Below are 22,213 nucleotides of genomic sequence, written 5' to 3'. Positions count from 1 at the left end.
GACCACATGGGTTCAATTGATCTGATCCACGTTTGGGTATCAGATCACATTTGCAGTGCTTTACACACAAGAGTTGCCAGCAATACTAGATAAACCTTATATTTGTCGAACACATATGCACTGCATAAGAGTCAGCCACCAAATCCCGGGAGACCTGGTAATGAATACCCAGACAGAAGAGATTATAAAAATTAAGGATTTATTAAAGCGATATCCACGTGGCATGAGCGTGTCAGAGATATCATCTGCACTGCACATACACCGCAACACCGCAGCAAAGCACCTGGACATCCTCAAACTCAAAGGCGATGTGGACAGGAAGCAGATAGGCACCGCGAAAAATTATTTTCTCATCCAGCGTGTTCCTGTCTCCTCACTGATTCCATACTGGCCAGAACCAGTCATTATCTGCGATTCCCGGCTCAATACCGTCATGATTACCGAGGGAATTCTTTCAATCCTCGGATGTTCGCTTGATGTGGTGTATGGTGTCGAGATACAGGATATCCCCATCTCCCTCTTCAAGGATCCGCGCATTGAAGAGCTATGCCATGATGCAGTTCAGGGAAAATCCGGATCAATTACCATTCAGTCAAGAATCCGCAAACAGGATCTCATCCTCAGAATAACCAGTATACCGGTTGTTTTTGACTCTGGGAGGGACGGGGCAGCCCTCTCGTTCTTTGATGAGACTGCAATGCGAAAGGCAAAACGTGAGCTTTTGATGATGAAGCAGCACTATAACGCGCTAAGTTTTGGGCAGAAAGAGTACATTGTTCATATAAATCCGGATTTAACAATCACATTCTGTAATGCTGCATTCTCGAAGCGGGCGGGCAGGAGCGAGGAGCAGCTGCGGGGAATGAAGTTTCATGCGCTTTTTCCCGCACACACCCATGATGAGATACAGACGCTCTTTGAAGAACAGATGGCTGCTGAAGAGATCACAACTGCTGAGCTGACGATGATCGGCGCCCACGGGACGCTTGGACGGGAACAATGGGAGGTTCGTGGCGTCCTTGACGAGAAGGGGAAACTGCTTGCCTATCATGCGGTTGGATGGGATAGTACCGAGCTTGCCCACTGCAGGGAACAGCTGAACCAGTACCATAAGAATCTTGAGGATATCATTCTCGAACGTACACGCTCCATGCAGGAGGCAAACAGAATGCTGATGGCAACCATCCGTGACAAGGAAGAACTGGAAAAAGAACTGCTGTTCATCCAGTTTGCCTTTGATCATGCCTCAGACTCTATCCTGCTTATCAATGAAGAGGGATTCATTATGAGAGGAAATCAGGCCGCAGCGGACCTGCTTGGCTATTCAACAGATGAGCTGCTGAGCATGCGGGTTTTTGATATCAATCCGGAGATCACACCCGGCGTCTGGAAGAAGATGTGGGAAGGAGCATATCCAGGTAAACGGGAGCGGGCGAGTGCAGTTCACCGGATGCGAAACGGGAGCGTTATCCGTGTAGAGGTGTCACGGAGTTTTGTCAGGTTTGCCGATACCATGTACTTCTGTTCGATTGCACGTTCGAGCCAGCCACGGGAAGAAGAGACGCATTGATCAGATGCGGGTACTTTAAAGATACTGGAATCCTGATTATACAGAAAAGGAGATTATCAGGAGAGTAGAGGGTTATTACAGATGTTTGAGAAGACCTTGATTCCTGTAGCATACGGAGAGAAGCCCGAGGAGCTGAAGAAGATTGGAAATATCCTCAAAAGTTTTGGATCCCGATCGATCTGCCTCTTCCACGTCAGCGAGGCGGGATCGCTCTTCAGGGGATCAGACATCTCCTGGATGGAAGCTCACAAGGATGTCCTTGAAGAGCTTGATCTCACTGTTGAAATACGAACAGGAAGCGACCATATTGCCTCTGCGATTGCTGAGGCGGCACTTCAGGAAGGAGCAGACGAGATTTACCTGAAGGCAAAGCGGCACTGGCAGATACGGACAATGCTGCTTGGAAGTGTCTCAAGGGACCTCCTCAGGCTCTCTGATATTCCGGTATTTGTCCATAAGATCCGCCCGCGTCTTCCAGGTGAAGGTGAGGGACGTATCAGCCGGGAATACCTGATCATCCTGTATGCAACAGATCTGGATGAGATCTCAAACCGCCCCATCCCCTATCTGATGGATTTCCAGGGTGCGTGGTGCCATATTCTCCATGTGCGGGACAGACGAGCGGATCCGCATAGTGAGGAGAGACAGAAGAAAAAGATCGATGAGCTCTTATTGGGAGCCTCCGAGGAGCTTGCTCCATATTTTGGCCGCGTCTCCTCAGAGCAGCGGCTTGGGGATCCGGCAGGCGAAGTACTGCATGTCTCTGAGCAGATCAAGGCTGATGTTATCGTGCTTGGAAGAAAGCGGAGAGGGTTTCTTGCCGCACCGATGGGTGAGACGGCCGAGAGGATTGTGACCGGGACAAAGGCATCCATCTTCCTTGTCCCATAAGCAGGAGAGGTAGTAGCTATGTTGCAGGATCATTTCAGAAAAGAGCCGGTCTTTCTTCTCTCATCAGGTATCATACTCACCTTCATTGCAATGGGTATTCTCTTTCCGGAGGTGCTTGACAGAGCAGCATCAGCTGTGCATGGAGCGATACTTGATTATTTCAGCTGGCTGTACCTGTTGGCCGGGTTCTTCTTCCTCCTCTTCACACTTGCAATAGCACTCTCAAAGTATGGAACAGTCAAGCTCGGATCTGACAACGAGCGGCCTCAGTATACTTTCTTTGGCTGGGTTGCAATGCTTTTTGCTGCCGGTATGGGGATCGGCCTCCTCTTCTGGGGCGTCTCTGAGCCGCTTGTCCACTTTCTCCAGCCGCCGCCTTTCCTGACACCAACCTCCCCGGATGCCGCTGCATTTGCCATGCGGTATTCGTTCTTCCACTGGGGGATCCACCCATGGGCAATCTATACGATTGTCAGCCTCTCAATTGCATACTTCTCCTTCAGAAGAGGTATGCCTGCATTGATTAGTTCATGTTTCTATCCGGTGCTTGGTGAGAGAACCTTCAGGCTTCCGGGGAATATCGTTGATGTCCTTGCGGTATTTGCCACCGTCTTTGGCACTGCAACGTCGTTAGGGTTTGGAGCTCTTCAGATACACAGTGGTTTCACCCACCTCTATGGCATCTCGTCTGCAATCTCGGTGACAATTGGGATCATCATCATTGCAACAGCCCTCTTCATGGCGTCTGCCATCCTTGGTGTGGAGAAGGGAGTCCAGATCCTCTCGAAATTCAATATACTGCTTGCAACACTACTCCTCGCATTCATTCTTGCTCTTGGGTCGACTCCATTTATCCTGAATCTCTTCTCTTCCACACTTGGAGGCTATATCAATAACCTGGTTGATTTAAGCCTGCAGGCATATCCATTTGCAGGATACGAATGGAGCCGTGACTGGACGGTCTTCTACTGGGCATGGTGGATCTCCTGGTCACCGTTTGTGGGTCTCTTTATTGCCCGGATCTCTCGCGGCAGGACGATTCGGGAGTTTGTCCTGACGGTGCTCACCGTTCCAACCCTCTTTACATTTATCTGGTTCTCGGTCTTTGGAGGATCCGCACTCTATCTTGAACTGCACAATGACGTTGATCTCGCCCTTATTGCCGGGGAGGATGTCTCACTTGCCCTCTTTGCGTTCTTTGAACACTACCCGTATGCAGGCATGCTCTCGCTTATTGCGATCCTCCTCCTCTCCATCTTCTTCGTCACATCAGCAGATTCTGCAACAGTGGTGCTTGGATCGCTCACAACCAGGGGAAGCATTGTTGTCCCTCTCTATAAGAAGGTGATCTGGGGACTGTCGCTCTCTCTTGTCTCGATTGTTCTTCTGGTAACCGGAGGCCTTGATGCACTCCAGATGATGGCGATCACAGCGGCATTCCCATTCATGCTTGTGATGATTGTTCTCTGCTACACGCTCTGGATAGGATTGTCACAGGAGAAGTTTGAGGAATAGGTGAGGAGAATAGTTTCAGGACGGCCGGTTTAGGGAACAACTGCCGGGAGAAGACAATCTATTGAGGACCTCCCGGCTCTCTCCTCGTCTGCTCCCCGGGTTTTGTCTCCTCCTTTTCTTCTCCTGTGTCTGGATACGCCTCCTCCAGATCAACATCCTCTGCTGTCTTTTCATCTTCATCGTTTTCCAGACGAAGAGAGTCTGTATCAAACTCAAAATCGGTAAATTCATCTTCAGAGAGCAGATCGGAATCGTCTGATTCCCCTTCAGTCCGTGCAGCAGGCGTTTGAGTGGCGGTAGTGGACCAAAACTGCTCTCCTTCAGACTCCATCCCCTGGCTGGCTGATGATGAAAGAGATGGAGGAGACTCTTCTTCGGCATCTGTTGGAATACCCTCGGAATACGATGCATCGTCACTGGGGGATTTGCCAGCAGATGCGGTCTCAGAGACAGGTTCACGCTCATTTCCAGAAGATGGCAGGGTATCGGCATCAGTTTCCAAAGCCAAATCAGCAATGCCGGTCTCTCCATCGGCAGCAGGTTCGCTTTCCGGGATCTGGCCGGCCTCTTCAGATTCCTGCCGGGAAAGGGGTACAGAATCTTCTTCCTCTTCGGAAGCAGGCTCAGGTTTGGGCAACTCCCGGGGAGGTCTTGCTTCTATGCGGCGTAGGATCCGCTGAATGGTTGTGTCCTGCTGATCTGTTCCTTTGCCAAGGAGTGCAGTCAGAGGCTCGACTGCATCCAAACCAATATCCACAAGGGCATATTCCGCACGTTTCCTGATCATTAAGTTTTCATCAGCAAGCGAATCGATCAGAAGGGTGATTGCTTCTGGATCGTGTAGCCGGCCTATCGTCTTGATCGCTTCAATCCTGGCTTCAACTGATCCTTTCTCAAGTGTTTCCCGGATCGGTTTAAGAGCAGATTTTCCGATCTTATCAACCTCAAACCAGCGGCTCTGGGATATCAGGAAACAGACCTGCTCCTCCTCGGTTTCAGGCGTCCAGCCTATGGCCTTGAGGGCATCGGAGACACCAGGACCAGCTGTGCCCGATTCATCGGTCAGTGCCCGGACAAGATGTTCCCGGGGGGTGCCGTCTGGATCATGTAATGCTTGGAGGGCTGCGTCCCTGACACGAAGATCGGTATCTTCAAGCGCATTGATCAGGGCTTTTGTGGCTGATGGATCATTCATATAACCCAGTGTCCTGGCGGCGACCATCCTGACATTCTCCTCTCTGTCCTGGAGTGACCGTATGATCGGATCTGCTGCCTCAGGCGTTCCGATATAGCCGAGTGCTTCAACAATAATGGCTCTGACCTCATCATCCTCATCGGTCTCAAGGGCACGTGTGAGCGGACCAACAACCGATGAGCCGCCAATACGCCCGAGGTTCCTGGATGCAACCGCCCGAATGACCGGACTTTCATCATACAGGGCATCAAGAAGCGGCTCAACAGCAACTTCCCTCATCTCACCAATAACTTCCTCTGCAAGAGACCTGAGTTCAGGAGATTCTGATTTGATTGCCTTGAGGAGCTCGTCAATTGCGGAACGGCCCATGACCGTGAGTTTCATCGCGGATGCAAACTGTACATTGCGGTTATTATCCTTTAATCCCTCAATGAGAGTATGGACATCATCCTCACCGCCACCCTCAACATATCGTTCTTTGTCCTCCTTCTTCAGCCGGGGAATCCCTTTTGGTTTCGGTACATCACCCTTCAGCTGATCAGCCCACGCCTCACGCCAGAGAGCAAGCGACTCCCGTTTCCTGAGCATCCGAAGAGCATAGAGGCGGACACTCTGATCCGGATCACCCAGAGCCGGACGGATTGCCGTTGTTGCCTCGTCTTCACTCATCCGGCCGAATGTGTCGAGGACTGTCAGCTTTTGAAGCCGTGAACCATCCTGAAGTATCGCCTGGAGAGGTGGGATGGCCTCAAGACCAAATCGTGCCAGTGCCCGTGCAATCGCAATACGCATCTCCTCAATTGGATCCTCAAGATACCGCACCAGGATCGGTATGACAAATGGATCCTCTGTCCTGCCAAGTGCGGCGGCAGCGTTTGTGCGGATCAGAATATTCTGATCATCAAGGGCTTTTATAAGATAGGGAAGGGCGGTATGTCCCATTCTGACGAGCGCATCAACTGCAGCAGTCGCGACACGGAAGTGATCATCACCAAGCAGCGTAATGAGAACAGAAACGATCTCGGCATCCGGAAGATAGCCAAGAGCAAGTATTGCAGCAATCCGGACATCGGGTTCTTCATCTCTGGTGAGTTTGAGAAGGAAAAGTTTCGCTCTTGGATCGGCTATTTCTCCAAGTGATTCCGCAGCTGCTGCCCTGACAAGCAGGGAGCTGTCACGGAGGGCAGATATGAGGGGATCAACTGCCCGTTCACCATGGAGACGAAGCGCATAACAGGCGGAAACACGGATATTGGGATCCCTGTCAGAGAGAGAGGCGACCAGCTTCATGAAGTTATCGCCTTTTTCTTCGTCCTTCTCATCATCCTCCTTCCAGAGGGAAGGCTGTGGTGTTGGATCCGGATCGGCTTCAAGGTGAGTCTCGCTCACAACCATATCATCATCCTTCTTCCTGAGCGGCTCGATAACCGTGGTGTCGATCAGCCCCCTCCCCTGCCCGGCTTCGCCATAGAGTTTCCTGAGTGCTTCATTGAGGCTGCCGAGTATCGCATCGTTTAACTCCAGGTTTGTACGGGAATCATCCGGGAGAGTTGCTGGATCCTTCTCTTTGGATTTGGTTTGTTTGGGTGGTACCGTCTGGCTGTGCTCTTCCCGGGCCCTGAGTGAATCCTGCAGTTCTTCACGGTATCTCTTCTTTTCCAGTGCTGGATCTACCGGCTTTGGAACAGCAATATTTTTGTCTGGAGGAGCACCCGGAGGCTTCTTTGACAATGACTTTACGTGAGAGGAGCGGGCCTTCAGCGAAGCCTGAAGTTCGTTTTTGTACCTGGAGTCATCAACTGTTATCTGCGAATCTGCCAATAATTCAGCTTCCTTCTTCTCTATCTCAAGGAGCGCCAGTTTTGCCTGCCGGGCAAGAGCAGCATCCCGTGATCCTGCTGCCTGCCTGAGTGCGGCTATTCCGAGCGGGCCAATCAGCCGGAGTGTCTCTATGGCATTTGCCCTGACTGCCGAATGCTCTTCACGGAGGGCATATACAAGAACGGGTATCGCAGCTTTTCCGATATCTGCAAGTTTCTTCCAGTTCTCGGTTGCAAAAAAGAGAAGAATTTTATCTTCCTCGGTATCTGGTTTCCACCCCATCCGTTGCAGACCCCAGCCCGACTCCATCCTGATGAGTGGATACGATGCGCGAAGGCATGCCACAAGTGTCCGTTCTGCTTCAGGACCCCCAATAGTGGCGATGGCCGCAATGGATTCGGCAACAATTAATGGATCAGGATCATTCAGCTGCCGCTGAAGAATTTTGACCATATCAGGATCCCGTCCTTTGCCAAGTGCCTTGATCACTGCCCTGCGCTCGGCATTGGATCCATCTTTTAATAAACGGAGAAGGATGGGTTTTCCATGTTTTCCCATCTGTGACAGTTCATGCCACTTCTCCCTGACATAGAGATATTGTGCTCTCTCCTTTGGGGATTCAGGAATATTTTTTCTTTTCTCAAAAATATCGGCAGCTTCACGTGCAACATCCGGATCCCGGTCGAAGAGGCCGGAGAGGACGATATCAAAACCCTCTTTACCGAGATGATCTGCTGTGGCAACAGCTGCCCGCCTGAGGATTGGATCGCTGTTCTTTGAGAACCTGTGGATGGTGGCAAGATCAGGCACCCCGGTTGAGATGATCTCTTTGGCAACCAGGTTCCTGACAATCTCGGGAGCGTGTAAGAGAAAGATGACTACTTCTTTCTGGTTTTTCCTGAGATTATTGTATATATCCCGGACAAGGACATTGAGCTCAATCGGTGAGAGCAGATCTTCAAGGGCATTTCCAAGCACCTCATAGGCTTCATCACCACACCCTGCAAGGGCAAGGGCAGCCTCCCTCTTGATCTCAGGCTCAGCTGTGACTATCATGGATGCGAGCTTATCGTATTTTTTCCGCTCGGCAAGCCGCTGAATGTTTGAGCCGAAGAAACCGTTGAGAACCATATCCACCTTTCCGGGTTGTTTCCAGGTACTATTCTATGTAGTAGCTCCTCCCTCTTATACCCTCAGATAAAAAAGAAGCTCTCTTATAGTATAATCCCTAAAGAAAAGACTGATGGAGGAGTGGGCAAAAGCCTGGCTTCATGAGCAGCGGGCAAAAGGAGTGAAGTGCCTGGAGATCAAGTATATTTCCAAAAGACCCTATGTCTACCATTCCACAAGCAGGTACGATCGTCAGACAAAGTCGCCGAAAAAAGTGAGCACCTATATCGGGAGGCTGACAAAGGAGGAGGGGCTGATCCCAAAGGGTGCGAAGAGAGGAGAGCCGGCTGCCTCTGTCGACTGGATTGTCGAGCCAGAGTTTCTAAAAGCTCAGGCTGAACCTGAACCAGACGAGTGGGGAGACGGGGCGGCTGCTCATCTTCCAAAAGAAGCTCTCGCTCTCTTTTCCCAGATTAAAGAGAGCTTCCCCGATTGCTTGGAGGAGATACTGTCACTTCTCACCCAGAGGATTGAGCAGCTGCGAGGGATGCCTGCTGGCAAGGAGGCAGCCTGGGCAAAGCCCTTTGAACATTCAGGTGAGAGCGAAGAACAAAGGCGAATGGTACAGAGGCTTATCGGCAGCAATAAAGCCGGCCAACAGGCGATTGGTTCATATCTCCAGACCAAAGGACGCCGGATAGCAATCCCGTTTTCTCCTGGCAGCATGCAGAATGAGGATCCACATCACCATAGTGCACTCCTCTTTGCCGAGGCAGATTCAGGAGTTCCGGTTTGGGTGGTAAGCCTGCCGGGCCCGCAGGCTGAGCCTTTTCTGCCTGCCCGGACTTTTCTCTCCCTGGCGAGCCCCGAACAGGAGCCTGAAGAGAGCATCCTCTTCATCAGCTCCCCGGAGCTGGCGATGACCGGATGCCTGGAGGATGCGGATTGTGAGATCGATGTCACCCCCTTTCAGGAGGCAGGGGTAGCGTTCATATACCCATTGCCTCACGAGAGCAGCAGGTATGACACCCCGCTTCAGCTCACGGATCATTTCAGACGGGAAGGGAGACACATTCTCACCGGAGCCAGTGAAACAGATGGTATCTTCACCTATCTCTTCAAGGATGTCAGATCTGCAACAGAAGAGGCAGAGGCTATCAATGCTGGTGCCAGGCAGGGTCTTTTTGATCGAAAAACCCAGAAAATCCTGTTGAGACGGGCAGGCAGGCAGATAATTGTTAGTTCACTCAACGAAAAGCCCGAAGAGATCTATAATCTCCTGGCAGCAGGCATTCTGGCAGAACAGTCCTCTGATCTGATGCGCGATATGTTCCTTTGGGATATCGGAGGGGATGAGAGAGACCTGGATGCTCGCAGCGGATGCCTCTTTATCAGCCTTCTTGCTGCACACCTGGACGCACGGATCAGAAAGCGGGTTTTCGATGGCACAATCCCCGGAAGATGATCTATCCCCTACGTGCCTGAAGATAGGGGATATGCAAACCGGGGAAGACGGCTAGACAACAACCATGCTCTCTGCAGTATCATCGAGATTGTCGGGATGAATCTCATCTTTACTGAGAAATGAGAGCAGCACAACGAGTATCGAGATGAAAAATATCAGGACAAAGACGAGATCAAAGCCCGCGACAACGACCTGAATCTGCAGGGCTGCCGGAGATGCCTCGGTGATCTCACGGTGTTGGGCAACAAACAGCATTGCCTGAACAAACAGCATGCTGAAGAAGGCGATCCCAAGGGTCAGGGGGGCGGAGCGTTCGACATTCAACAGGCTTGATACCATGCCGTGTTTGTCCCGTGCTGCCATCCACATGACCATGTTGGTGCCGGGCGGATAGACGAGCCCAAGACCCAGGCCAACCATGCCAAGTGCGATTATGATATAGTGAATACTGATGTCAGATGAGAAGAAGGCGATCATCAGGTACCCTGCAGAGAGGAAGAGCGACCCGATGATACAGCATCTCCTGTTTCCAATCCTGTTGATGAGCCTGCCTGAGAGAAAGCCGCTTATCATCAGTGCAACCGAGAGTGAGGCGAGGATGAGCCCGGCAGTTGAGGGGTCAAGATTCTTGACGATGGTGAGGAAGAAGGGCATGAGGTAATTGACCCCGCCAAACAGGAAGAAGGTGATGACCAGGATGAGGTTGGCCAGAACAAAGTTTCTCTTTTTGAAGAGCCTGAAATCGAGAATGGGGTCAGCTGTTTTGAGTTCGTGGGAAGCCAGGATACAGAGCGAGAGAAGCGATACCGCAAATGCACCAAGGACGACCGGACTTGTCCATCCAACTGATGCACCGATACTGACGGCAAGGATTAAAAAACCAAGACCTGAGAAGACGAGAACAGCACCGGGATAGTCAAATGGCGAGTGGCTGGTTGTTGCTGGCGGTTTGTATGGAATCGCATACATTCCAAGGAGTATCGCCAGGATACCGACAGGGATGTTGATATAGAAGATCCAGTTCCACGAGAGATACTGGGTCAGGAACCCCCCAACAATTGGCCCTATTGCCGTCCCAAGTGCTGCAAAGATCGTTATGATTCCCATTGCCTTTCCTTTCCTATTCAGGGGGAAGAATGCCGCAACCATGGCAGGCGCCATCGCAGCAATCATTGCTCCGCCGACTGCCTGCAGTACCCGGGAGCCGAGGAGAGCCAGGAATGAGTCAAGAAACTCAGGTAGGAAGCCACAAAAGAATGAGCCAATGGTAAAGATGAAGAACCCGGATATGAATATCCGCCTGAATCCTATTCTGTCTGCCAGTTTGCCAAAGATAAGAAAGCAGCCTGTCAGGGTGAGGAGGTAGATCGTCGCTACCCAGGCAACGGTTGTGGTTGGGAGATCAAAGATATGCGATATGGTTGGAAGAGCAATATTGACGATTGTTCCATCAAGTGACGCCATAAAAAGTGCCATTGAGATGGAGATCAGGATCAGCATGTACTGGCGCTCTGATAGCTTCTCCTCATAATTGTGCATCTATAGAGTTATTGCTCTTCTACTCGTAGATATTTTTTTGCTTTTTTTGTGAGAGAGAAGCTGGTTTTGTATTGAAAGAGATGAAGAGGCGGGCCATTCACTTTCGCCCTGCACCCCTGCAGGCTTATTATATTGCCAGTCTACCATTCTGAGGAGATGCGTGGGTCTGACCATATAGCAATTAGTACAGGCAGCGGTCTGCTGCTGGCAGCTCCGTTTCTGCAGATCAGTCCGGTTGCCTGTATCGTCTTTCTCAGTGGCACTGTTATCGGATCGCTTCTGCCTGATGCTGATGCCACTGACTCAAAACTCAACTATATGGACGGGATAGCGCAGGTTTTCAGCCTGATTATGCGGCCCCTGATCATGCCACTGACCCGGCTTCTCTTTTTTCTTCTCAGGCAGCCTTTTGATCCCGGCCACCGTGGCTCGATGCATACCATCCCCGGTGTGCTTGTCTACTCGCTGATCCTCTCTTCCATTTTTGCAGCCATTCTTCTTCTGATCAGGTACTGGCATGGCATCCTGGTCTTCTTCTTCTTTGGCCTTCTCTTCGGAGGCTTACTCCATATACTTGAAGACTCCTGCACAAAATCAGGGGTGAAGCCGTTTTATCCTTTTTCTACGAGGAAGTATACAGGCACCATCAGTACCGGAAGCAGGCGAGAGGAGAGGCCGGGCTACTATGCAACAGCTCTCTTTATTGCGGGAGGTGGAGTGATAGTCACAGGATATACCCATGATCTCCAGGTTCTCCCTATGGCGGCACTCTCACTTGCCCTGTTCTTCTCTTTCTGGATGCTGATCATCTGGATATCCAGATGGTAAGCAGTCACAAAAGCGATCTGGTGTGATGGGATACTACCAAATAGAAGAAAAGATCCTGATTACCTACAGGGAGATGGAGAATTGATCTCTGAACCAAGAAAACAGATCATAAATCCACTTGCTATTGGGATTCTCGGGGGCCTGCTCTGGCTGTTGCTAACCTATGTGCTGGGCGGAGGCATTATTGATCTTTTCGGGGCATCTGTCTTTGCCATTGTCATTACAATTGTCAATCTCTTCGTCTCCTGGAGATGTGTCACACGGTGAGCCGTGTGTGTGGCACGAACTAGAGGAGGGATGATACATTTTATCAGGAGAGAGGGAGGAGATGGGAGAGATGAATTCTTTTGAAACAAGGCAGCAGGAGCTCTACTCCCTGCTTCAAAATCCAGCAACCAAAAACAGCCTGGCATTTGAGGGAACATGGGTTGCAGATAGTGAGACAGGGGAGCGTTTCCCCATCCGGGACGGGATACCGGTTGTTTTGAGAGAGGATGATCTCTTTGGGTGGAATAAAAAGATGCAGCGGGGATATTCCTGGTTCAGCCACCTCTACGATCTGCTGTATGCAACAAATCTTGGAAATATCCAAAAATGGCTTGACGAACTGGCCGGGATAATCGATATTACAGATGGTGACGCTGTCCTTGAGACATCTGTTGGCACCGGCCAGCAGATAAGAAACCTTGCCAGAAGCGGCGTTTCTGCTCGCTTTTTTGGGAATGACATCACGTTTGGGATGCTCCGAAAGTGCCAGCACAACTGCAGGAAGTGGGGTATTGATAGTGGGCTTGTGCAGGGGAATGCAGAGACACTTCCGTTTCAGGACGGTATCTTTGATGTCGTCTTCCATATCGGTGGAATAAACTTCTTTAATGAGAAGGAGGCTGCGATTCAGGAGATGATCCGGGTTGCAAAACCGGGTGCATCGATCTATCTCTCTGATGAGTCGGCAGCGTTTCAGGAGAAGACACCCATTGGCAGTTTTATGCCAAAGGCTGAGACAGGAGTCTATGATCCGCCGGTGAACCTGATTTCTGATTCCATGCTCAATTGCAAAACATATGAGCTCTGGGATTCACTGTTCTGGATGGTCTCTTTTGAGAAACCGGAATAATCAGATATGGGAAAAATGGGTTGGATCCCGCCAGTGTGCAAATATGTGGAGCCTGTTCTGCGAACATCCGTGTACAAATGCGTGTACAAATGCAGCAGCCTGATTTTAGGGATTATATTCCATAGGTGCTGCAGGCTGTGGTGTTCAGCTTCTGTTTCGAATTTGTTTTTCTGTTCTTTTGGAAGTCACGAGAAGAGAGGCCGGGAAAATATGGCTCATCTCTTCCTGCGGAAGTTGGAATGGGCAAAAAAGAGACTATTTTGTTGTGAATCATAGTTTGAAGCCCGGAGCACTATCAAAGAGTTTCCGATACAGGGAGTTGAAGAGGGCAATATACTCCCCGGCACTCTCGGTGGAGAGATACCGTTTCCTTGTGCCATCCGTCTCTTCAGTGAGGTAGCCCCGTTCAAGCAGGAATGCGATATACTCCTGTCCGGTTTTTGAGTTGATGTCGCAACGGTTGATGATGCCCGTAAAGGACTGCGGCTTTCTGCAGAAGACCAGGATCTCCCAGTAGATTTCATAGACAGTCCTTCTCCCGACAGGCCGCTTTCCGCTCATTTCAGATCAGACTCCAGTGTTTGTTTCAGGAGATCTGCTTTGGAATCGATCTCATGTATCCGCTCATCCCAGACCTTTGAAAACCGGTAGAAGTAGATTGAGGATATGAGGCTGACAACTGCAATTCCAACAGTGATCAGGAGTGCCGGCAGCAGGAGGGTGTCCGGGCCGATTGTGAAGGTGAGGCTGGTTGCCGTGACCTGGAAATACTCAAGGCTTGCAAGTGTTCCAAGCAGGAAGATGCTTGCGCTGCCGAGCATGCAGAAATAGATCATCCAGTTGATGGTTGCATGGTTGTCCCGGTAGTGGGAGAGCATCCTAACAATGAGCCGGGTGAGATCCTCTTCAGGTATTCCATCTTCAGGAGCTGCGTCAGGCGACCCGGCAACTGCTTTTCTCTTCGTAACCTGACTTTTTTCCAGGCTGGCAACCTCATCCTTAATCTCCTCGACACCTTCAAAGATCCGTGCACTGATGACAATCCAGGAGAAGCCGATTGCCATTGCAGAGACTGCGACAACGAGGATGATTGGATTGTAGAGAATTGCCATCTCTGTTGTAAACGTCTCATAGATGAAGACGATTTCCCGTACGACGACCATAAGCCCAAAGGCCATCAGGAGTGCGGCAAAGGCGATGTTTAAGACCGAGACGCGGAAGAAGTGTCCGACTTCGCTCCTGAACTGTTTGAATGCTGTTTTTTCCATCGTGGTATTCACCAGCTTAGTAGTATATTGGGCTTGCACAAATAAAAGGCATGAAACTAAGATACGTATCAGAAAGAGAGAAGATTCGTTCACCAGGCAAGAGGGCCAGTCTGGTTGAGGGAAGAACGCAAGAGTGCCGGTATCCCGGAGGGTGGGATTCGCACGATTGTGATCGGTGAACTCCCCCCACCCTGAAGGCCGGGGCTTTCTGCTCCACTCCCGCCTGGTTAATCCATTACCGAGACGCCACCGAATGCAACAAAGCCGGTGATGACAAGATTTGGACCAGCCCGCGTTTTTTCTGCACCAGTATCTTCTGGAAATGTTGGCCGCCGCCGTTCATCCTCTGCTGAGCCGAGCACCGGCAGGACATTCAACCGGACATTCCAGTCTTCGGGCACCCGGATCTCGGTGCCGCCAAAGAGGGTGAAGACCTGGATCTCTGCAGGCGGATCGCTGATGCCCGCATCCCGGAGGTCGAGATCCACACCCCCAAAAATAGCGAGCATCTCACCCCCTCTGAAGCTCTTCGAGATGCTCCTGCTCTCGACACCACCGAGGACTGCCATCAGCTCGACCGTATCAGTTGCCTGATCAGTTGATTCCCCAGTTGATGGGCGTCTCACCCGGTTGAAGATGAAGCCGAGACCGACTGCGATGATGATGACGGGGAGGATGACATCCGGGGAGAGATAATCAAGAGCAACAGCCTGGATTGTGCCGAAGATGACGATCAGGACGACTGGCCCGGATAAGAACTGAAAGCTGCTCTTGAAAAGTGCGATTACCGCAAAGAGGACGATCAGTGACGGTGCATAGACAAGGAACTCTCCGGTATCATAGATACCGGTTGCCCTGAGGAGGAGCAATCCCCCGAGAATGAGGAGGATTGCCCCGATGATGACCTGGTAGGAGATGCGTTGCATGGGAAGCACCTGTTGTATGATCTGTTTGCGCTGTCAGGATAATATCTGGTTGCGCTATGAGGAAGAATAGTGGGGGCGAAAAGATAAAAAAATGTGTGTACCAGGAATGCTCCCTTACTGAAACTCCACCTATTCATTCCCCATTCATTTCTCCATTCCCTGCTGATCACCATTTTCGCATAGTATATGCGACAATAATTCCAAAAAGGGCCGCAAACAAACAAAATCCTGGTGCCGGGCTCGGTTCGGGATCTTCAGGAGGCGGAATGAGGCGGTAGACCCTGCCCGTTTCTCCGGACGGCCCGCTGTTCTGAGTGGTCAGGATATAGAGTTCATGGTCTGCATCCTGTCCGATTGCCAGGATGTAGGCGCCAATTGCCTGGTAGGGAACCGGCACGAGTTCCGTAAACTCCCACATTTTTTCTGTGATATTCTCTTCAGGAGGGGTTGCGATTAAGATGAGGCCATTGCCATCGCCACCCGCCCTGTTCCAGTCCGCGAAGATGTAGCGTCCCTCGAATTCCAGAATGGCAGTACCACGGTAAACATATCCGCCTATAATAGATATTCCAAGGCCACCAGGCTGATTGGCATGTGGATACTCGATGATTGGATCGATCAGGGGCTCACCGCGGTAGCCTGTTTCCGGCACTTCTTCAGGAGACTCCCACGGGTTCTCTGGATCGAAAGCATGACTTCCCTCCTTGAGATTCCAGCCATAGTTGCCGCCTTCTTCAATGATATTTACTGACTCCCACAGGGCCTCCCCGACATCGGCGGCAAAGAGATGGTTCTTTCCGCCTGCATCAAAGGTCATGTGCCAGGGATTACGCAGTCCGTAGGCATATATCTCATCCAGCACCTCATCATCTCCGATAAACGGGTTGTCGTCCGGAATCTCATAGGGCTCCTCACCATCGATATCTATCCGGAGAATGCTACCAAGCAGTGTGGTGGTGTTCTGTCCGTGGCCTTCCGGTGGGTGGCCTCTACCGACATCGCCGCCACCACCGCCATCGCCAAGAGGTATGTATAGATAGCCGTCAGGGCCAAAGGCAATCGATCCGGAATTGTGATTGAGCTGTGGCTGGTCGACCTCCAGGATCACCCGCTCGGATGTGGGGTCTGCACGATTCTCATCTTCTGCCAGAAGATTGAATTCTGATATCCGGCTGGTATGATCCCATCCCTCTGGCGCTCCTTCCCTGAGCGGGGCGCTGTAGTAGATAAAGAATCTGCCGCTCTCGGCGAAGTCCGGATGGAATGCGAGACCAAGCAGCCCGCGCTCATCGAAAGATAGTCGCAGCTCGACGAGCTGATCCCTGATATTCAGGAAAGGCTCCTCAAGCAGGGTGCCGTTCTCATCAATGATCCGGATCTCGCCGATCAGATCCACCACAAAGAGCCTCCCGCTTCCATCATCTGGTGAAGTGAGACCGACCGGTCCGATGAATCCCTCGGCAACAAGATCCAGGCCTACCTGCTGCCGCTCCTGCCCCTCCAGCGACATTTTATGACGTTGAAAGGCATGTTCACAAAGCCAAAATTCCGCACCTCAGTGTTCTCTGTTTGCGGCTGTGCCTGTACAGGACAGATTGCAAAGGCTATAAAGAGAAGAAGTGCCATTCCCACCAGGAGTAGTTCTGATCTCATGCCCTCGCCACCTTGTTAACGGGTATACCAGAACAGCCATCGTCGATTCCGGGTCCAGACCCATCCCCTTCTATCCCCGGCAGGTGGACTGGTATCTCGCTCGTTGCTTCATGTTTCATACCGATTTCGAAACAATCAGAAATTATCATGCCAATCGCCTTTCCCTGTAGTTCGCCAGTCAATTCTGTACACATTACCCATTCACCCATCCCTTCTGTTTACTTGATACTACCTTTCCCCCGGGCAGTATTGTCTGAGTTCATCTAAATGGGCGAGGCCCCATCTGCTTTTGTCCGGGTGCTCCCTGTCCGTTCGCTCACCCGGGAGTCCAAACGGCATTCTACCAGACCTTTCAATTATGGAAACTGTTAATGGAAGCAGTTAGTATCAGTGTCGATTGCCTACTTCACTACCCGTTGTGGTGGAGTTTCGTAGCTCGACAATTGTAAAAAATAGAAGTGTTCTTATTTAAGTATAACTATTCAGCCACATCAATTATGCCAGGTATATTTCTGCTCAGCTCATTTCTAATAGGCTTATTCCGAATAGGCTAATTTCAAATATCCTCTTATGTTAGTTTCGGCTGAAGTTATATGCAGAAGAAGTTATATGCGGCTGATGTTTCTTGTACCCTCTTTTTTAGACAGTTCATCTGATTTGGACCAGCATGAATAGCCGGATCATCAATCCAATTGGGTTATATACAGTCGATAATTCAGCAACAATCGAAAATCGACTTTGACTGTGTAAATGGTGTGTATGGGTGGGGGGGAAAAGAGCTACTTATATTAACGCTAATATTAATTATATTAATACCTGTACAAGAGAGAGAGAGAGAGAGAGAGAGAGAGAGAGAGAGTTGATCCAGGACACGGTCATTTCTTGGACTGGAAATAATGGCATTTCAACACGTCCATAACTAACACGTCCATATCAACACATCCTACCTATTCTGTAACACTCCACTATTTGATAATCGGCAATATTGCGTAGGTGCCTTCTCCACAAATCTCGTTGTATTTCTCGATGTGGATCGAGAATCCCAAGGAGTGTCTTAAAGTGACAGACGACATCTATGATATTCACTCTTTGATCGAGGAAGTGTTCACATTGGATAAAGATGCGCTTTTCCTGATAGGATTGAACCGATATACTCGTCGATCTGTGGCAAAAGTCGTTTGTGTGAATGTATTTAAATTGGTATAAATATTCCCACGACTTCAGCCAAAAGAATAAACTACAGGCACTTTCGAAATGGTGAAATGAAGAGGGGGGTAATGCCCTTGTCGTTGATGGCGTGATCCTTGGCATCGTTGAGGCAAAGCGGCTGACGCTCAGACCGCAGAACATGCGCACCCAGGCAGAGCGGTATGCCGTGTCCGAGGATGACAAAAAAATTGTACGATCTGACTTAATGAGCAAGGACAGGTATGCATTACGAAGAATATGACATGGAGCTAATTCCCCTCAAAATAGTCAAAATCGATCTTTTTGACCACATATTCTGCTTCTTTCGAAACGCCAATATCGAAATCGATCATTAGCTGGGCAAGCTGCTCACCATCAATGAGCACCACCTTCTGCTCGATGAAATTGACATAATCACGCGCCTCTCCAGAGAATTGCGATGTTGTAATGAAGACACCTTTCTTTGCCCTGCTCCCGGCCAGACTTCCAACAAATGCCTGGATATCCGGCCTGCCAACCGTGTTCTGCCACCGTTTTGCCTGGATATTTACAACATCAAGACCCAGCCTATCTTCTTTGATAATCCCGTCGATACCGCCATCGCCACTCTTTCCAACCGCCCGGCCTGCATCGCTCCGTGATCCTCCATAGCCCATTGCAACGAGAAGATGCACCACAAGTTTCTCAAAAAACTCGGGCGGACATTGTTTGACTCGCTCCAGGAGCTCATCGGCGAGCTGGTTGCGGAGGTCCTGGTAGCTGTTTTCTAGAGTTTCTTCAGGGGTTAAATCGGGGGAGGAAGTATCTTTACCGGTTACGGGCACAGTCCTGCTTTTATCATGGCGAAGCGCCTTGAATTCCTGGTATTCTTCGTATTGTTCGAGGAACTTCATATCAATTTTTTCTGGATTCTGTTGCAAAACCTCTTTGCCGCGGTCGGTAATCCTCACGATCGCACGTTTTGGACTTTTAAGCAAGCCGGATTTCTTTAAATAGGTCATCGCCCACCCGGCCCTGTTATCAAAGGTTGACTGGTTACCGCTTGGAAGAAGTTCTGCGAGATCTTCATCTGAGAGCTTCAGTCTCTCTGCCATCATCTGGCGAACTTCTTTGGTAGTATGCTCCCTTCCGTCTGCGACACATTTCAGCACGGGCAGCATCAATGATTGAAAATCAGGCACGGGCATGGTATCATCTCCTTCCTGGTCATTCTTTATCAAGTTCGGTGCGATAAAACTTTTGAAGATCGGACCAATTTGATTTCATTTTCTATCATTTCACTTTCACCACCTGTAGGTACTCCTTAAAATATCTACGAAGCCTAATACAATAGAGATCAAAGTAACCTATTGGAACAGGATCTAGAGCTTGAATGCAATGGATTTAAAATTTTGTACAACGAAAGAGTGTAAATTGACAAAGAACAAAACTAAAGTGCTACAATATGCCAGAAACCAATGCAAAGCCGTTCCTCAAATGGGCAGGGGGAAAAACCCAATTGCGAGAGGAATTTGTCAAAAGAGTTCCCAAAGAACTTAAAAATGGCGAGATATCCACATTTATTGAGCCATTCATTGGTGGAGGGGCAGTTTATTTTTGCTTTAATGAAATGTTTTCATTTGAAGAATGCCACATCTTTGATATTAATGAAGAGTTGATTCTCGCATATAATGTAGTTAAACGTAATGTTGAAGATCTAATAGATTATCTCTGTGGAATCACTGAGGAATTCATATCAAAAGATGATGATGGAAGAAAAGAGTATTATTATTCGGTTCGGACAGAATTTAACAAAGTAAAACCCGATTTTAATTATAAAAGGTATAGCAAATCATGGATTCCAAGAGCAGGCGATTTAATTTTTTTAAATAAAACCTGTTTCAATGGCTTATTCAGAGTGAATGCAAAAGGAGATTTTAATGTTCCATATGGCAGCTATAAAAACCCAAAAATCGTTCACCCTGATATATTAAGAGCTGATTCTGAGATTCTGCAAAATACTAGGATTCATCTTGGCGATTTTACAAAGTCATCCAGATATATCACTGAATATTCATTTGTTTATTTTGATCCTCCTTATCGACCTCTGAGTTCAACTGCATCATTTACCAACTATTCCAAGAATGGATTTGATGACTCAGAGCAGAAGAGACTAGCAGAATTCTTTACAAAATGCGATAGAAAGAAAGCTAAACTGATGCTAAGCAACTCAGACCCAAAAAATATTAATCCAGAGGATAATTTTTTTGATGAGCTCTATGCTCAATATACCATTGAGCGGGTACCAGCCAGAAGGATGATCAACTCCGATGCAAGTAAGCGAGGAGAAATCAATGAAATTATCGTAATGAACTACTGATCGATTTTTATGACCACAAAAATGAATAAGGCATGGAATCAGGTTTTTCAAACCCTAAATTTACTCGATACTATTGAAGCTAATGGATACGTTGAGATTTCTGCAACAAACCTAAAGGAGATTGGGGGGAGAGAGCCTCGTCTACTAGCTAAGCATGATACAATTCAATCACGACCAGAAATATTTAAAAAGCAACATTTATCCATCCTTCCTATTAAAAATGGAGAATATGTCATTTATAAAGATGGTGAAATAAAATCATACTTCCAATACAAAAACATCTTTGATGAAGTACCCTGGGAATTATATGATCCATCTCCTGAGTCGGATACCATTGAAACCCTACAAATTGGTTCAATCTCCAGCGAATTCCAGGCAATTGATTATGCAAATATTGCATCCCTTTTGAAAAAGTTCACTAATGAGTCGTATTTACATCTTACAATAAGGGGTAGGCTTCATTCAGGTATTTTTTCATTACATTTACCTGAAAGCAACACTCAAATCGTCGTTGATGGAGTACAAATAGAAGTTGATTCCGGTTATGAGGGGCAGAATGGTATTTATCTAATAGAGGCTAAGATTGGAAAGCGGGACGATTTCCATATTCGGCAACTCTACTATCCATGGAAAGAGTGGTCAGAAAAAACTAACAAACCAATAATTCCAATATTCTTTGTCTATTCAAATGGAATCTTTTATCTCTCAAAATTTAAGTTTGGGAAGCGTTTTGGCGACCTTGAGATCACAGAACTGCGATCATTCTCAATTAATGAAGATCCGAAATTAGACGTAAATCTGGAGGAATACATTAATTCAGTGCCAGTAGATGCCTTTGAACATGAATCAATTCCTTTTCCTCAAGCAAATGATGTTGATAAGATTATTGACATCATCACATTGTATGGTGAAGATTTGAAAACCAAGGATCAAATATCTGAATATTTTGATTTTGATGAGCGACAGGGCGACTATTATGCAAATGCCGCAGTTTATCTTGACTTTCTCCAACGGGATCGAAATAATACCAGTTCTTTCCTTTTAACGGATTATGGAAAGGAAATTAAGCGTTGTTCAAATCGTAGATGTCGTAACCGGCTATTCATCATTCAATTATTAAAGCGACCATCATTTCGATCTGCAATACAATTATTAAGTGAATCCGGCTTCAATCCAAAGGATATCGATTCGACCGATCTTGCACGGATTATCAAAGAGAATAATCCAAGATATAATCTTGTTACATCAAAAAGAAGGGCCTCAACAGTAAAAGCCTGGATGAAATGGATTTCGGTGAATGTGAATTTTGTATAACCTAAACTCCTGATATTTTAGTGCACATAATCATACCAAGTCTTCTCTATTCTTTCAAAATTTAAAAGTGAGTTCGAATAGACCAAAAGATCTTTATATATGTAATCCCTATATTATAACCCTCATTCGGCAGCTAATTTTTCACGCATAATATTTTTCCACCCTCAGCCCAAACAGCCGCGTTATATCCTGTAATTCACCTATATAGTTCATAATCCGGCATTCAAACCCTGTATCAGTCTCTTCTTCAATCTGCCGGACACGCCTGAAGAGATGATAGAACCCACTTTCCGCATGTCCTCTTTCACAAATAGTATTTTTCATACTCTTTCCCTAGCAACTGTTTTCGCTCATATAATTTTGATCCACTTGGCTCATCTAAACTGATCCATCTTATTATGTCAACGTCTGTCAACGTCGGTTCACTGTTCCCTATTTGGTCAGGTTAAAAATT

19 protein-coding genes are annotated in these 22,213 nt (G+C 48.5%); 10 read left to right on the top strand and 9 right to left on the bottom strand.

Annotation, left to right across the window (positions count from 1 at the left end; translation table 11 throughout):
* The first annotated feature begins 160 nt into the window (after positions 1 to 160).
* The 3 genes from ABCO64_RS06835 (at position 161) to ABCO64_RS06825 (ending at position 3,976) form a co-directional block, all read left to right on the top strand.
* Complete coding sequence (locus ABCO64_RS06835; RefSeq protein ID WP_253458620.1) at positions 161 to 1,570, top strand: PAS domain-containing protein; 1,410 nt, start codon at positions 161 to 163, stop codon at positions 1,568 to 1,570.
* 81 nt (positions 1,571 to 1,651) lie between these two features.
* On the top strand, positions 1,652 to 2,461 hold the full coding sequence (locus ABCO64_RS06830) for a universal stress protein (protein ID WP_343089303.1): 810 nt from the start codon (positions 1,652 to 1,654) through the stop codon (positions 2,459 to 2,461).
* Positions 2,462 to 2,479: 18 nt separating this feature from the next.
* On the top strand, positions 2,480 to 3,976 hold the full coding sequence (locus ABCO64_RS06825; protein ID WP_253458625.1) for a BCCT family transporter: 1,497 nt from the start codon (positions 2,480 to 2,482) through the stop codon (positions 3,974 to 3,976).
* Positions 3,977 to 4,034: 58 nt separating this feature from the next.
* Here ABCO64_RS06825 and ABCO64_RS06820 read toward each other — a convergent pair whose 3' ends face one another.
* Positions 4,035 to 8,123: a HEAT repeat domain-containing protein gene (locus tag ABCO64_RS06820; RefSeq protein ID WP_253458629.1), complete on the bottom strand. Its 4,089-nt coding sequence runs from the start codon at positions 8,121 to 8,123 to the stop codon at positions 4,035 to 4,037.
* Between the two features lie 112 nt (positions 8,124 to 8,235).
* On the opposite strand from ABCO64_RS06820, the gene ABCO64_RS06815 reads away from it, so the two are divergent.
* Positions 8,236 to 9,567 (top strand): hypothetical protein, encoded by a 1,332-nt coding sequence (locus ABCO64_RS06815; RefSeq protein WP_253458632.1) that lies wholly within the window; start codon positions 8,236 to 8,238, stop codon positions 9,565 to 9,567.
* Positions 9,568 to 9,618: 51 nt separating this feature from the next.
* Here ABCO64_RS06815 and ABCO64_RS06810 read toward each other — a convergent pair whose 3' ends face one another.
* The gene (locus tag ABCO64_RS06810) at positions 9,619 to 11,106 is read right to left on the bottom strand and encodes an MFS transporter (RefSeq protein WP_343089302.1); all 1,488 of its coding nucleotides are present in this window, start codon (positions 11,104 to 11,106) and stop codon (positions 9,619 to 9,621) included.
* Between the two features lie 156 nt (positions 11,107 to 11,262).
* On the opposite strand from ABCO64_RS06810, the gene ABCO64_RS06805 reads away from it, so the two are divergent.
* The 3 genes from ABCO64_RS06805 to ABCO64_RS06795 all read left to right on the top strand — a co-directional run bounded on the left by ABCO64_RS06805 (position 11,263) and on the right by ABCO64_RS06795 (position 13,051).
* Positions 11,263 to 11,934, top strand: a complete 672-nt coding sequence (locus ABCO64_RS06805) for a metal-dependent hydrolase (protein ID WP_253458638.1) — start codon at positions 11,263 to 11,265, stop codon at positions 11,932 to 11,934.
* An 81-nt stretch (positions 11,935 to 12,015) separates the two neighbouring features.
* Entirely contained in the window at positions 12,016 to 12,201 is a 186-nt protein-coding gene (locus ABCO64_RS06800) for a hypothetical protein (protein ID WP_253458642.1), read from the top strand.
* A 70-nt stretch (positions 12,202 to 12,271) separates the two neighbouring features.
* Entirely contained in the window at positions 12,272 to 13,051 is a 780-nt protein-coding gene (locus ABCO64_RS06795; RefSeq protein ID WP_253458644.1) for a class I SAM-dependent methyltransferase, read from the top strand.
* A 270-nt stretch (positions 13,052 to 13,321) separates the two neighbouring features.
* Here the strand turns inward: ABCO64_RS06795 and ABCO64_RS06790 are convergent, their stop codons facing one another.
* The 5 genes from ABCO64_RS06790 to ABCO64_RS06770 all read right to left on the bottom strand — a co-directional run bounded on the left by ABCO64_RS06790 (position 13,322) and on the right by ABCO64_RS06770 (position 17,017).
* Positions 13,322 to 13,612, bottom strand: a complete 291-nt coding sequence (locus tag ABCO64_RS06790) for a winged helix-turn-helix domain-containing protein (RefSeq protein ID WP_253458646.1) — start codon at positions 13,610 to 13,612, stop codon at positions 13,322 to 13,324.
* Positions 13,609 to 14,319, bottom strand: coding sequence for a hypothetical protein (locus ABCO64_RS06785; RefSeq protein WP_253458648.1), 711 nt, complete (start codon positions 14,317 to 14,319; stop codon positions 13,609 to 13,611). Before ABCO64_RS06785 ends, ABCO64_RS06790 begins: the two co-directional genes overlap by 4 nt.
* A 227-nt stretch (positions 14,320 to 14,546) precedes the next feature.
* A complete protein-coding gene (locus tag ABCO64_RS06780; protein ID WP_253458650.1) occupies positions 14,547 to 15,245 on the bottom strand; it encodes a LiaF transmembrane domain-containing protein in 699 nt (232 codons plus the stop codon).
* A 166-nt stretch (positions 15,246 to 15,411) separates the two neighbouring features.
* The gene (locus ABCO64_RS06775; protein WP_343089301.1) at positions 15,412 to 16,755 is read right to left on the bottom strand and encodes a PQQ-dependent sugar dehydrogenase; all 1,344 of its coding nucleotides are present in this window, start codon (positions 16,753 to 16,755) and stop codon (positions 15,412 to 15,414) included.
* 139 nt (positions 16,756 to 16,894) lie between these two features.
* Positions 16,895 to 17,017, bottom strand: coding sequence for a hypothetical protein (locus ABCO64_RS06770; protein ID WP_343089300.1), 123 nt, complete (start codon positions 17,015 to 17,017; stop codon positions 16,895 to 16,897).
* 1,178 nt (positions 17,018 to 18,195) lie between these two features.
* Here ABCO64_RS06770 and ABCO64_RS06765 point away from each other — a divergent pair.
* Positions 18,196 to 18,348 (top strand): hypothetical protein, encoded by a 153-nt coding sequence (locus ABCO64_RS06765; RefSeq protein WP_343089299.1) that lies wholly within the window; start codon positions 18,196 to 18,198, stop codon positions 18,346 to 18,348.
* Positions 18,349 to 18,355: 7 nt separating this feature from the next.
* Here ABCO64_RS06765 and ABCO64_RS06760 read toward each other — a convergent pair whose 3' ends face one another.
* A complete protein-coding gene (locus ABCO64_RS06760) occupies positions 18,356 to 19,306 on the bottom strand; it encodes a restriction endonuclease (protein ID WP_343089298.1) in 951 nt (316 codons plus the stop codon).
* A gap of 224 nt (positions 19,307 to 19,530) precedes the next feature.
* On the opposite strand from ABCO64_RS06760, the gene ABCO64_RS06755 reads away from it, so the two are divergent.
* Together ABCO64_RS06755 and ABCO64_RS06750 are read left to right on the top strand one after the other, a co-directional pair.
* Positions 19,531 to 20,445 (top strand): DNA adenine methylase, encoded by a 915-nt coding sequence (locus ABCO64_RS06755; RefSeq protein WP_343089297.1) that lies wholly within the window; start codon positions 19,531 to 19,533, stop codon positions 20,443 to 20,445.
* Positions 20,446 to 20,454: 9 nt separating this feature from the next.
* The gene (locus tag ABCO64_RS06750) at positions 20,455 to 21,759 is read left to right on the top strand and encodes a type II restriction enzyme (protein WP_343089296.1); all 1,305 of its coding nucleotides are present in this window, start codon (positions 20,455 to 20,457) and stop codon (positions 21,757 to 21,759) included.
* Positions 21,760 to 21,900: 141 nt separating this feature from the next.
* Here the strand turns inward: ABCO64_RS06750 and ABCO64_RS06745 are convergent, their stop codons facing one another.
* Positions 21,901 to 22,083, bottom strand: coding sequence for a hypothetical protein (locus tag ABCO64_RS06745; protein ID WP_343089295.1), 183 nt, complete (start codon positions 22,081 to 22,083; stop codon positions 21,901 to 21,903).
* Between the last annotated feature and the right edge of the window lie 130 nt (positions 22,084 to 22,213).

The organism is Methanocalculus natronophilus (assembly GCF_038751955.1).
Classification (GTDB): Archaea; Halobacteriota; Methanomicrobia; order Methanomicrobiales; family Methanocorpusculaceae; genus Methanocalculus; species Methanocalculus natronophilus.
Note: the sequence above shows the minus strand (reverse complement) of the source record. Positions and strands in the feature narration are given on the sequence as shown.

Excerpts from the sequence above, each read along its gene's own strand:
- ABCO64_RS06835 (WP_253458620.1), top strand. The coding sequence starts at position 161 with ATGAATACCCAGACAGAAGAGATTATAAAAATTAAGGATTTATTAAAG.
- ABCO64_RS06830 (WP_343089303.1), top strand. The coding sequence starts at position 1,652 with ATGTTTGAGAAGACCTTGATTCCTGTAGCATACGGAGAGAAGCCCGAG.
- ABCO64_RS06825 (WP_253458625.1), top strand. The coding sequence starts at position 2,480 with ATGTTGCAGGATCATTTCAGAAAAGAGCCGGTCTTTCTTCTCTCATCA.
- ABCO64_RS06820 (WP_253458629.1), bottom strand. The coding sequence starts at position 8,123 with ATGGTTCTCAACGGTTTCTTCGGCTCAAACATTCAGCGGCTTGCCGAG.
- ABCO64_RS06815 (WP_253458632.1), top strand. The coding sequence starts at position 8,236 with ATGGAGGAGTGGGCAAAAGCCTGGCTTCATGAGCAGCGGGCAAAAGGA.
- ABCO64_RS06810 (WP_343089302.1), bottom strand. The coding sequence starts at position 11,106 with ATGCACAATTATGAGGAGAAGCTATCAGAGCGCCAGTACATGCTGATC.
- ABCO64_RS06805 (WP_253458638.1), top strand. The coding sequence starts at position 11,263 with ATGCGTGGGTCTGACCATATAGCAATTAGTACAGGCAGCGGTCTGCTG.
- ABCO64_RS06795 (WP_253458644.1), top strand. The coding sequence starts at position 12,272 with ATGAATTCTTTTGAAACAAGGCAGCAGGAGCTCTACTCCCTGCTTCAA.
- ABCO64_RS06790 (WP_253458646.1), bottom strand. The coding sequence starts at position 13,612 with ATGAGCGGAAAGCGGCCTGTCGGGAGAAGGACTGTCTATGAAATCTAC.
- ABCO64_RS06785 (WP_253458648.1), bottom strand. The coding sequence starts at position 14,319 with ATGGAAAAAACAGCATTCAAACAGTTCAGGAGCGAAGTCGGACACTTC.
- ABCO64_RS06780 (WP_253458650.1), bottom strand. The coding sequence starts at position 15,245 with ATGCAACGCATCTCCTACCAGGTCATCATCGGGGCAATCCTCCTCATT.
- ABCO64_RS06775 (WP_343089301.1), bottom strand. The coding sequence starts at position 16,755 with ATGTCGCTGGAGGGGCAGGAGCGGCAGCAGGTAGGCCTGGATCTTGTT.
- ABCO64_RS06770 (WP_343089300.1), bottom strand. The coding sequence starts at position 17,017 with ATGAAACATGAAGCAACGAGCGAGATACCAGTCCACCTGCCGGGGATA.
- ABCO64_RS06755 (WP_343089297.1), top strand. The coding sequence starts at position 19,531 with ATGCCAGAAACCAATGCAAAGCCGTTCCTCAAATGGGCAGGGGGAAAA.
- ABCO64_RS06750 (WP_343089296.1), top strand. The coding sequence starts at position 20,455 with ATGACCACAAAAATGAATAAGGCATGGAATCAGGTTTTTCAAACCCTA.
- ABCO64_RS06745 (WP_343089295.1), bottom strand. The coding sequence starts at position 22,083 with ATGAAAAATACTATTTGTGAAAGAGGACATGCGGAAAGTGGGTTCTAT.